The following is an 11,891-nucleotide window of genomic DNA, read 5'->3' as shown; positions in this document are numbered from 1 at the left end:
AATTTTTATAATTGGTAGAATTTTTATGGAAATAATTCTCTTAATATATTAAAATAACATCGTATTATGTCAGATTTTAATTAGGGGAGAGAAATTTTATGTTGAAAAAAATCATTCCAGTTGCTTTAGCATTAAGTACAGTTACTTTTACTAGTGTATTTGCTGCGCCTTCAGCCCAAGCAAGTACAGAACCAAACCGCTACATAGATGTACAAATGCTCGGTATTAACGATTTTCATGGGCAACTAGACACTGTAAAAAAAATTAACAATAAAGATGCAGGGGGAATCGAGTACTTAGGGGCTTATTTACGTGATCGTGAAAAACAAAATCCGAATACATTAAAGGTACATGCTGGCGATGTTGTTGGAGCAAGTACTCCTGTTTCAGCATTATTACAAGACGAACCTACGATTGAATTTCTAAATGATTTGAAATTCGATGTTGGAACCATAGGGAATCATGAATTTGATGAAGGTGTTGAGGAAATGAACCGCCTTATTTATGGTGGATACCATGAGAAAACAGGAAATTTTAAAGGAGCAAAATTCCCATATGTTGCCGCAAATTTCTATAATAAATCCACGGGTCGTTTATTTTTACCACCATTCACTATAAAAAAGGTACAAGGAGTTCCTGTTGGATTTATCGGAGTCGTAACAACGGATGTTCCTAACCTTGTTATGCCTACTATGCTAAAGAATGTTGAAATTACAGATGAAGTTGAAGCCATTAACAAATCCGTAAAGCAATTAAAAAAATTAGGAGTTAAATCTATCGTTGTTCTTGCGCATAACGGAGGTACAACAGATGGGAACGGCGTAACAAATGGTGATATCGTCCGATTAGCAAATCAGACTGATCCAGAAGTCGATGTTATTTTTGGTGGGCATAGCCACACCTATGTAAATGGAACTGTCAATAATAAACTTGTCGTACAAGCAAATTCTTATGGTATGGCATTTGCTGATGTTGATGTAAAGATTGATCGTAAAACACAAGATATTGTTGAGAAAAAGGCAGAAATTGTTACAACTTACCATGAAGGCATGGAGCCTGATAAAAAAATAAAGAAGAAGATGGAGAAATATCAAGCAAAAATCGCACCTCTTGTCAATGAAGTTGTAGGTAAGTCTATTGCCCCACTAGATCGCAAACTAAATACGGCTGGTGAATCTACTCTTGGAAATTTAGTTGCTGATGCCCAGCGTACAACAATGCAATCCCAAATTGCACTTATGAATCCTGGTGGTATTCGTAATGACTTAGATGCTGGTGATATTACATGGGGAGAGATATATGGTATTCAACCATTCGGAAATCAATTAATAAAAGTAAATTTAACGGGTCAAGACATTCGTGATATTTTAAATCAACAATGGCAAAAAGACATAACAAGAATGCTTCAAATTTCAGGGATCCAATACACTTGGGATGCAAACAAACCTAATGGAGAAAAAGTAACAAGTATTCGCCTAACAAATGGAGAAGAAATTATTCCTTCTAAAACTTACAGCGTCGTTGCGAACGCATTTCTAGCTTCAGGTGGAGATGGATTTGTGTCCTTTAAAAACGGTAAAGATGCTGAAACAGGACCAACTGACTTTGAAGCATTAGTAGATTATATAAAACAAGCAAAAGAACCAATTCAGCCTATTATTGATGGAAGGATTCAAAAAATAAACTAATTTTTTATTAATCTCAAAAACATCTAGATTACCTGTCCACTATATTTTTTATTGTGCAGGTAATCTATTTTTTGTGGATTTGAAATAAATCTTACCGTGGTCAATGGATATACCGTCTAGATGCAGAGTGTCGAAAAAAAGTGAAGTAAACAAAAGTTGATATCCTGAACGTACAGGGAGTCTTTTTTTGAAAAAACGGGACATAGCAAACATCAAACAGGCTTAACGATGGATGTTAAAAGTGCAAATAATGAATTAGAGCTATCATGTGCTAAGACGAAGGAAGGGAGATGGCTGAAAGAAAATGCGCATCGTGCAGGGTATATCATTCGTTATCCAAAGGAAAAAGAGAATGTAACTGGTTATGCGTATGAACCTTGGTACATTTGCTATGTAGGGGATGGTGCTGAAAAAATATACAAGGAAAAACTAACTTTAGAAGAATATATGAATGATAGATAATAAAACTGAAGGAAATAAAAAATCTTTACTTTTTAGTTAATAAGGAATGCGATATTGAACGTATAGGGGGAATTCATACCTTTTCTAGATAAATTATGACTTCCTTTTGTCATATGTCGAAAAATATAAGTTTATAAATTAATTATGAATATATTTTATTTTTAAAAACATTCCTTGATAAATACACAGAATTATTGTAAAGTGATGATAATTAAAATGTATATTGTTTGAAAGCGATGAAAGGAAATAGTAACAAGTATTTTTTCTTTTAGAGAGTCGGTGGGTGGTGTAAACCGATAGAAAGAACTTGTGAATCCGTCCTTGAGCGAAATGTGGAACACTTCAATGTGAAGTTAGTAATCGTTTCCGGCTAAAAGCCGTTAATAATTTAAGTGGAGGGCGTATATTTTTGCGCTTTCAACTAGGGTGGCAACGCGGGGTAACTCTCGTCCCTTTTATAGGGACGGGAGTTTTTTGTATTTTATCTAGTTAAAGTCCTAGTTTTAAAAAGATTAGTTACTTAATTAAGGGAGAGATGAAATATGTTAGATGTAAAAGTATTACGTAAAAATTTGGAAGAAGTAAGGGGGAAATTACTTTATCGTGGTGGAGAGTTTTTGGAACTAGATAAATTCGAGGAATTAGATCAAAAGCGTCGTGAGCTGCTAGTGGGGATAGAAGAGTTAAAAAATAAACGTAATGAAGTATCTGAACGTATTGCGAATTTAAAGCGTGAAAAACAAGATGCTAATGAACTTATTAATGAAATGCGTGAAGTAGGAGAAAATATTAAAACGTTAGATGATGAGTTACGTTATGTAGAAGAAGAGTTAAATACAATACTGCTAGCCTTACCAAATCTACCTAATGAGACAGTACCTGTTGGGGCATCAGAAGATGATAATGTCGAAATACGCAAATGGGGAGAAATAGATGAATTTTCATTTGAAGCAAAACCACATTGGGAAGTTGCTGAAAGATTAGGATTACTAGATTTTGAGCGTGCAGCAAAAGTAACGGGAAGCCGTTTCGTCTATTACAATGGGTTGGGAGCACGTTTGGAGCGAGCGGTAGCTAACTTTATGTTAGATTTACATGTTGAAGAACATGGGTATACAGAAGTGATTCCACCATTTATCGTAAATAGCGATAGTTTATTAGGGACGGGACAATTCCCGAAATTTAAAGAAGATGTATTCACATTAGAGGACACAGATTACTCTTTAATTCCAACGGCAGAAGTACCGTTAGCAAACTATTATCGTGATGAAATTTTAAATGGTGAAGATTTACCTATTAATTTTACAGCACATACTCCATGTTTCCGTTCTGAAGCCGGTAGTGCAGGACGCGATACGAGAGGGTTAATTCGTCAGCACCAATTTAGTAAAGTTGAAATGGTTAAATATACAAAACCTGAAGATTCATACGATGAGTTAGAAAAATTAACAGCAAATGCGGAAAAGGTACTGCAATTGTTACAATTACCTTATCGGGTGATTGTATTATGTACTGCTGATATGGCATTTCCAGCTGCAAAAACATATGACATTGAAGTTTGGTTACCAAGTTATGGAATATATCGTGAAATTTCTTCTTGCTCAAACTGTGAAGATTTCCAGGCGCGTCGTGCAAGTATACGTTTTCGTCGTACACAAGGTGCAAAACCGGAATTGGTGCACACATTAAATGGTTCTGGATTAGCTATAGGTCGTACAGTAGCGGCTATTTTAGAGAATTACCAACAAGAAGACGGTTCAGTTATAATCCCGGAGGTATTGCGTCCATATATGAAAGGAATAGAAATTATAAAATAAGAAAGACATTGATTTGAGAAAAAATTTTAAGGATGAAAAAATTATTTAATTGGATGAAGATTGAGGAAGCTTTTTTAGATGAGTATATATCAAAATTAAATGATTTTACTGTGTGAGTATTTTTCCATAATAAATTATAAAAGGCAAGGAGATATTTTTAATGAACAATCATTATAGATTAATAGAGGAATTTAATAATGCGGAATTTGATAAAAGTTTAAAATGGTTTTCTTCACCTACAGTTTGGGAGGTTAATAGTAATAAATCGAAGTTAATAATCAAACCGGATAAAGAGACAGATTTCTGGCAAAAAACACACTATGAATTTCAAACTGATAACGGTCATTTTTTATACTATGAACTAAATGGAGACTTTAGATTGATTACGAAAGTAAAATCTAAACCAGCAAATAGATATGATCAAGCGGGTTTAATGGTTCGATTTTCAAAAGATACTTGGTTAAAGACGTCTGTTGAGTATATACCTGATGACAATAGTAAACTAGGTGTTGTTGTAACAAAGAATGGATATTCTGACTGGTCTAGTCAGGAGTTTTTAGGGGATTTAAATTCTCTTTATCATCGCATAACAAGAAGGGGGAATAATTATTATGTTGATTATTCATTAGACGGGACAGTATGGAAACAAATAAGAATGGCTCATCTTTTTGAGGGAAAAGATTGTATGAAAGTTGGCATTTATGCTTGTAGTCCACAAGGAGATGGGTATGAAGCAGAGTTTGAATTTATTAAGATTGAAAATATAGATGATAATACAAAGATTTATTAAATAAGAAGTTGATTCAGTAATGAATTTGAAATAAAGGTAAGAAGTTTTGAATAGAATGCTTTAGTGTAATTGAGATATTAAAAGTAATTAAACTTCTTTATAAAAAACAGTCTGTATACAAAAACGAAGAGTCTATTTTGAACAAATATTTTCTTATTTATCCAGCGAAATGGAGGTTATATATTTTGAAATTGGAAAGGCTCTTATCCATCATTATTCTACTGCTGAACCGTCGTATGGTGCAGGCTAAGGAGTTGGCGGATCGGTTTGAGGTATCTATTCGGACGATATACCGGGATATTGACGCAATCAATGCAGCTGGCATTCCAATTGTCACTTATCAAGGAATAAATGGTGGCATTGGTTTGTCAGAAGGTTACCGTCTGGATCGAAATATCCTAACAAATGATGAGCTTGCTGCTATCGTTACCGCTCTCCGTAGTATCTCCACTTCATATGATAGAGAGCAACACCAACGTCTAGTAGAAAAAATACATAGTATTATATTGCCATCATATGAAGAAGAATTTCAAAATAAAACAAACCGCGTACTAATCGATTATTCTCCTTGGGATGGTATTGAGCACCTTCGGCCGAAACTAAAACTATTAGACGAAGCATTAGATAGTTGTGTATTGGTAAACTTTACCTATTCGAATGCGGAGGGTGAAGTTTCCAAGCGAATAGTAGAGCCACATGTGCTTATTCTCAAAGGAAGAGAATGGTATCTACAAGCTTATTGCATAGAGAAAGAAGCGTTCCGCCTTTTTAAACTAAAAAGAATGAAAGAGCTTGTGATAAACCGTGAAAAAACCTTCATTCGTCGGGATGCTACTACTCAGGAACATCTCAAAAGCGAGAGTCAATCTAAGCCATCCAATGTACCAGAAGTTGTCTTACGTTTCAAAGATGAAGCTCGCCATTTGGCAGAAGAATGGTTTGGCATTGAAGCACTTTTACCAGTTGAGGATGGCGGTTGGCTAATAAAAAAGGCATATCCTGAAAATGAATGGCTCTATAGTTTTATTCTTAGCTTAGGCCATCATGTAGAGGTACTTGAGCCCAAACATTTACGGGGAATCATTGCTAATCGTGCGGAAAAAATAGCGAAAATTTATAGATCGGGCAAAGTAACCTGACAGTCAGTTGTCAGGTTTATTGTTTTATACTGATAGCATTCTATAAATAAGGAGAATGATTAAAGATGAAACGAAATGAACAGAAAAGCATGACTGAATGGGAACGTGTATCGTCTAACGATAAAACAAATGAAAAACGAATTGAACCTAACCGAATTGAGGAAATACCATCATTTATGTTAGTTGGGATTAGTACTGTTACATCAAATAAAGCTGAACTAAGCAAAGATGGTAAAATTGGTAAGTTATTCGAACAATTTCATTCTCAAAATATTGGTGAAAAGCTAGGGGTTAATATACAAGAGGATGGTTTTTATAGTTGTTATTTTAACTATGAACAGGAAGAGGCAGGACTTTATGAAGTAATGGCTAGCGTACAGAGACAGGAAACCTTAAATCTTCAAAACCTAAATATGATAAAAGCATTTACTGTACCTACTGCAAAATATGCTGTATTCGTTACAGAAAAGGGACCGATAATAGAGATGGTACAGCGTACTTGGGCTGATATTTGGCAATGGTCGCAACAGCCAGGTAATAACCGGGCATTCACAGGTGACTTCGAATATTATGTCAATGGTATTAATCCAGAGGATGGTCAAGCAGAAATTTATATTTCAGTGAAATAGCTTACATGTTGTATCGGACAACTTGAATTGTCTATAGTAGTTTGTTAAAACAATGAATCTGTAAAATGGGGTACCTCAAAATATTAGTTGACTAGTTTGCTATTAAAAAAGGAATGAACAATGTGAATGTAATTGAAAATACAAAAGTAGAGAGAGTATTTGAGCAGTATCCTAAACACATTCAGTCGAGAATTTTGATTCTTCGCCAATTAATTTTGGATACGGCAATAGAGACAGAAGGTATTGATAATGTGGATGAAACGTTAAAATGGGGAGAACCCAGTTATATCACAAAAAAAGGGAGTACAATTAGAATAGGATGGAAACACTCAATCCCAGACCAATATGCCATGTATTTTAATTGTCAAACAAGACTAGTTGATACATTTAAAGAGGCTTATAGAGATTTATTTAACTATGAAGGCAATCGTGCGATTGTATTTGCTGTAAATGATAAAATCCCAGTAGAGGAATTAAAACAGTGTATTGTAGTGGCGCTCACTTATCATACTCGAAAGCATCTTCCTATGCTTGGTCTTTAATAAAGAAAAGTTAAAACACTTTTATAAACACTGTTCAGTTAAGTGAAATCTATATATGTAACTAGTAAAAAAGGAGTGAGCTGTATTTTAGCTCACTCCTTTTTATGTCTTAATGTCCGATATGTATAGTGATTTTTCATTTGATACAAATTCTTCTAGTCTATATCAGACAATTTTCTATTACTTATTTTTTACTCATCTTTAACAGTTCTTATTGTAGGAGACATTTTAATTAGATTTTTAGGGCTAAATATGTGCTGCGCAATGTTAATGGTGAGATAAGCATTAGCATTTGAATAGTAAGGACAATCGCTTAAGGTTTCTTAAAAATGTAAAAGTACGGTTATTTTAACCAAAATTTTCATAGAAATACCTTTAAAAAGAACGTTAGTTCGTATATAATAAGAACAAACGTTCCTTTAGTTGGGGGTGATAACCTTGTATGATTATTCTCTTTTACCGAATCGTATTATTTTATGTGTAGATCTTCGTAGCTTTTATGCAAGCGTATCATGTATTAAAAAGGGACTTGATCCACGATATACAAAATTGGCTGTCGTAGGAGATGTAAACCGGAGTGGGTCGATCGTCTTAGCAGCAACACCGCCATTAAAAGTGTTAGGAATTAAGAAAATGGCAAGGTTGTACGAAATACCGAAGCGGCCAGATATTCTTATTGTGAATCCAATTATGCATACGTATATGAAGTGCTCAACTTTCATAACAGGTTTAGCTTTACAGTATGTTGCGCCGGAAGATTTTCATCAATATAGTATCGATGAATTTTTTATGGATATGACTGCAAGTATTCATTTGTTTGCGAGTAATCCACGCGAATTCGCATTAAAGTTCAAACGAGAAATATATGAACGTACACGGATTGAAAGTACGATTGGTATAGGGCCTAATTTATTGTTGAGTAAAGTAGCGATGGATGTGGAAGCGAAAAAGAATAGGGATGGAATAGCGCACTGGACGTATGACGATATACCCGAGAAGTTATGGAGCATTAGACCGCTCAGTAAATTTTGGGGTATATCGTATAAAACGGAAATAAAATTAAATCGAAAAGGTATACATACGATTGGGAATTTAGCGCAGTACCCATTGAAGTATTTAAAACAATCATTTGGTGTAATAGGGGAAGAATTACATTTGCATAGTAACGGGATTGATTTCAGTAGAATAGCAGAGAAATATGTTCCAGCGACAACATCTATAGCGAAAAGCCAAATATTATTGCGTGATTATTCGGTAGAAGAGTTCATAGTTATTTTATTAGAGCATATAGAAGAGGTTTGTTATAGGTTGAGACGAGAAAAGAAATGTGCGCAAACAATCCATTTTTCAGTTGGATATAGCAAGGAATATGGAGGGGGAATAAAAAAGGCACATACGTTAAATAGAGCAACAAACTTAACGATGGATATTTATAATGTTTGTACATATTTTTTATATGAGCGCCATACAGGGGAACCGATTCGATCAGTAAGTGTTTCGTTAACAAACCTTATTAATGAAGGAGAAGAGCAAATTTCGCTTTTCGATAACATTATACAAAGAGAAAAAGAAATACGATTAACGAAAGTTATGGACGAAATTCGAACACGATTTGGTAAGAACAGTATTTTACGAGGTATTTCTTACACAAGCGTCGCAACAGCAAGATATAGAAATACATTATTAGGAGGGCACAAATCGTGAAGAATGCTAATATGCCAAAAGGAAGAGGTATGGTAAAGTGGCAACCGTTTGCCAATATGCCAGAGCAGTTTGTAATTATTAAAGAAATGATATATGAGCAAACGAAAGTCCCGCGTCCAATTTTAACGCAAGATGCAAAAGCGATGCTTGAAAACAAACTATTAACTTCATTTTTAGGTGAAGAAGAGGTTTTACTTACATATTATAAAGACGGCTATCTATATAAAAATTACATAACAGTCGTGGATATTAATCCATTAAATGAGACGATTACTTGTACGGATGCTTTTCATAATAAAAGAAGGTTTAAGTTTGGTGAAGTGATTGAAGTGAATTAGAGGGGGAAATAAAAAGAAATATCTCTTCCTAACTTAATTATATCATGTAAATCACGTTCGAAATAGACTGTTTATTCCCATTTACTACTGCTACAATCAAGAACACATGCAAAATAAGGAGAGATGTTACATGAGTTCTTTCGTTCTCGATTTTCAGGAAATAGAAAAAACGCAGCTTTTTCTCGTTGGTGGAAAAGGATTGAATTTAGGGGAGTTATCAAATATTCAAGGGATACAAGTGCCAGAAGGCTTTTGTGTTACAACGATAGGATATGAAAAAGCCATCGGAAAAAATGAAGTGTTTCAAACTTTGTTGAATCAACTAGCAATGCTAAAAATTGAGGACCGAGATCAAATTGGTGAAATTAGTAAGAAGATTAGAGAAATCATTATGGCAGTGGAAATTCCAGTTGATGTAGTGGAATCAGTAGCTCATTCTCTCTCCCGTTTTGGAAATGAATATGCGTATGCAGTGCGTTCGAGTGCTACTGCTGAAGATTTACCGTATGCCTCGTTTGCAGGTCAACAAGATACGTATTTAAATATTATTGGAAAAGAAGACATCTTGCAGCATATTAAAAAATGCTGGGCTTCTTTATTTACAGATCGAGCAGTCATTTACCGAATGCAAAATGATTTTGATCATAATCAAGTTTCTATATGTGTTGTCGTTCAAAGGATGGTTTTCCCTGAAGCTTCAGGGATTTTATTTACTGCAGATCCGATTACTTCGAATAGGAAGGTGTTATCAATCGATGCCAGCTTTGGACTTGGCGAAGCGCTAGTATCTGGATTGGTTTCTGCCGATAATTATAAAATAAAAGAGGGCGAAATCGTCGATAAGATGATCGCAACTAAAAAAATCGCTATGTATGGACGGAAAGAAGGTGGAACGGAAACAAAGCAAATTGCTGTTAATCAGCAATTTGCTCAAACCCTTACTGACCAACAAATTTTACAACTAGCACGTCTTGGAAGACAAATCGAAGCTTATTTTGGTTGTCCGCAAGATATTGAATGGTGTGTAGTTGATGACACATTTTATATAGTTCAAAGTCGGGCAATTACAACTTTATATCCAATTCCAGAAGTAAATGATGGGGGAAATCACGTGTATATATCAGTTGGTCACCAACAAATGATGACCGATGCGATGAAACCACTAGGGCTATCATTTTTCCTGTTAACGACTAGTGCACCTATGCGTAAAGCGGGAGGACGGCTGTTTGTTGATGCTACGCAAAGACTAGCTTCACCTGCTAGCAGAGATTATTTAATAAACACTTTAGGCAAATCAGATCCGCTCATACGAGATGCATTAACGATTGTAATTGAGCGAGAGAATTTTATTAAATTGTTACCGGATGATGAAAAAGAAAAGGATCTTAGTAAAAGTGTGCCACCTGCAAATTCGCAGCCACAACCTGAAAACGATCCGGAAATCGTTACGAATTTAATAAAGAATAGTCAATTATCAATAGAAGAGTTAAAACAAAACATGCAAATGAAATCAGGGGTGGATGTACTTGATTTTATTTTGGAAGATATTAAGCAATTAAGGAAAGTATTATTTAGCCCGCAAAGTATAGCTGTCATTATGGCAGGGATGAATGCTTCATCATGGATGAATGAAAAGATGGAGCAATGGCTAGGGGAAAAGAATGCAGCAGATGTACTTTCACAATCTGTACAACATAATATTACGTCAGAAATGGGGCTAGCGTTATTGGATGTGGCAGATGTGGTTCGGCCGTATCCAGAAGTTATTGCGTATTTACAGCATGTAGAAGATGATAGCTTTTTAGATGAATTAATTCAGTTTAAAGGTGGGGAGAAAGCTCGAGATGCAATCGATGCTTTTCTAAATAAATATGGGATGAGATGCAGCGGAGAAATCGACATTACGAAAACGCGCTGGAGTGAACAGCCAGCTACAATTATCCCAATGATATTAAATCATATAAGAGACTTTGAAGCTGGTGCTAGTAAACGGAAGTTTGAAGAAGGATTGCAGGAAGCTTTGAAAAAAGAAGAAGAGCTGTTAGAGCGATTGCAGCACTTGCCAGATGGTAATCAAAAAGTAGAAGAGACGAAGAGAATGATTCGTAACATCCGCAATTTCATCGGTTATCGCGAATACCCGAAATATGGCATGATTCATCGTTATTTCATATATAAGCAGGCATTACTGAAAGAAGCAGAGAAGCTTGTGCAAAATCATGTTATTAATGAAATAGAAGATATATATTATCTAACTTTTGAAGAACTTCACGAAGTCGTCCGCACGAATAAACTAGATTACAAAATTATTCATAAGCAAAAAAATGATTACAACTTATATGAAAAACTAACACCCCCGCGTGTTATCACGTCCGATGGAGAAATCATTACAGGTAAGTACAAACGAGAAAATCTCCCGGCCGAAGCAATTGCAGGTTTGCCGGTTTCTTCTGGAGTGGTTGAGGGGAGAGCGCGCGTTATTTTAAATATGGAAGACGCAAATTTGGAAGATGGAGATATATTAGTTACGGCATTTACTGACCCTGGCTGGACACCGTTGTTTGTATCTATAAAAGGATTAATAACAGAAGTCGGAGGGCTTATGACACACGGAGCAGTTATTGCACGTGAGTATGGATTGCCAGCAGTCGTCGGAGTAGAAAATGCTACAAAACGAATAAAAGATGGGCAACGAATTCGGGTACATGGAACAGAAGGGTATATTGAAGTGCTGTAATTAAGTAAAAGAACATCCACTATTATTAATCTGTACCCTTTGTAA

At 35.2% G+C, this 11,891-nt stretch carries 9 protein-coding genes, 1 pseudogene and 1 other annotated feature; all 10 genes and pseudogenes read left to right on the top strand.

The annotated features are described in order from the left end of the window. The first annotated feature begins 98 nt into the window (after positions 1 to 98). The gene (locus tag COK05_RS29470) at positions 99 to 1,688 is read left to right on the top strand and encodes a bifunctional metallophosphatase/5'-nucleotidase (RefSeq protein WP_098615345.1); all 1,590 of its coding nucleotides are present in this window, start codon (positions 99 to 101) and stop codon (positions 1,686 to 1,688) included. Between the two features lie 189 nt (positions 1,689 to 1,877). Next, positions 1,878 to 2,150: pseudogene (locus COK05_RS29465) on the top strand (M15 family metallopeptidase); the annotation flags it as partial. A 227-nt stretch (positions 2,151 to 2,377) separates the two neighbouring features. Beyond that, positions 2,378 to 2,607, top strand: a binding site (T-box leader). 85 nt (positions 2,608 to 2,692) lie between these two features. After that, positions 2,693 to 3,967, top strand: a complete 1,275-nt coding sequence (gene serS / locus COK05_RS29460) for a serine--tRNA ligase (protein ID WP_098615343.1) — start codon at positions 2,693 to 2,695, stop codon at positions 3,965 to 3,967. A gap of 160 nt (positions 3,968 to 4,127) precedes the next feature. Next, entirely contained in the window at positions 4,128 to 4,757 is a 630-nt protein-coding gene (locus COK05_RS29455) for a DUF1349 domain-containing protein (protein WP_098615342.1), read from the top strand. A gap of 185 nt (positions 4,758 to 4,942) precedes the next feature. Then, positions 4,943 to 5,896, top strand: coding sequence for a helix-turn-helix transcriptional regulator (locus tag COK05_RS29450; RefSeq protein ID WP_098615341.1), 954 nt, complete (start codon positions 4,943 to 4,945; stop codon positions 5,894 to 5,896). A gap of 65 nt (positions 5,897 to 5,961) precedes the next feature. Next, entirely contained in the window at positions 5,962 to 6,525 is a 564-nt protein-coding gene (locus COK05_RS29445) for a GyrI-like domain-containing protein (protein WP_098615340.1), read from the top strand. A gap of 122 nt (positions 6,526 to 6,647) precedes the next feature. Further along, positions 6,648 to 7,067 (top strand): DUF1801 domain-containing protein, encoded by a 420-nt coding sequence (locus COK05_RS29440; RefSeq protein ID WP_218010111.1) that lies wholly within the window; start codon positions 6,648 to 6,650, stop codon positions 7,065 to 7,067. Between the two features lie 438 nt (positions 7,068 to 7,505). Then, a complete protein-coding gene (locus tag COK05_RS29435; RefSeq protein WP_098615338.1) occupies positions 7,506 to 8,771 on the top strand; it encodes a Y-family DNA polymerase in 1,266 nt (421 codons plus the stop codon). Then, complete coding sequence (locus COK05_RS29430; protein WP_098615337.1) at positions 8,768 to 9,109, top strand: YolD-like family protein; 342 nt, start codon at positions 8,768 to 8,770, stop codon at positions 9,107 to 9,109. Before COK05_RS29435 ends, COK05_RS29430 begins: the two co-directional genes overlap by 4 nt. A gap of 130 nt (positions 9,110 to 9,239) precedes the next feature. Next, complete coding sequence (gene ppsA, locus COK05_RS29425; RefSeq protein WP_098615336.1) at positions 9,240 to 11,846, top strand: phosphoenolpyruvate synthase; 2,607 nt, start codon at positions 9,240 to 9,242, stop codon at positions 11,844 to 11,846. Positions 11,847 to 11,891: the final 45 nt, after the last annotated feature.

The sequence above is a fragment of the Bacillus cereus genome (assembly GCF_002567495.1).
Lineage (GTDB): Bacteria > Bacillota > Bacilli > Bacillales > Bacillaceae_G > Bacillus_A > Bacillus_A cereus_AQ.
The sequence above is the reverse complement of the archived record's forward strand: the minus strand, read 5'-3'. Positions and strand labels throughout refer to the sequence as shown.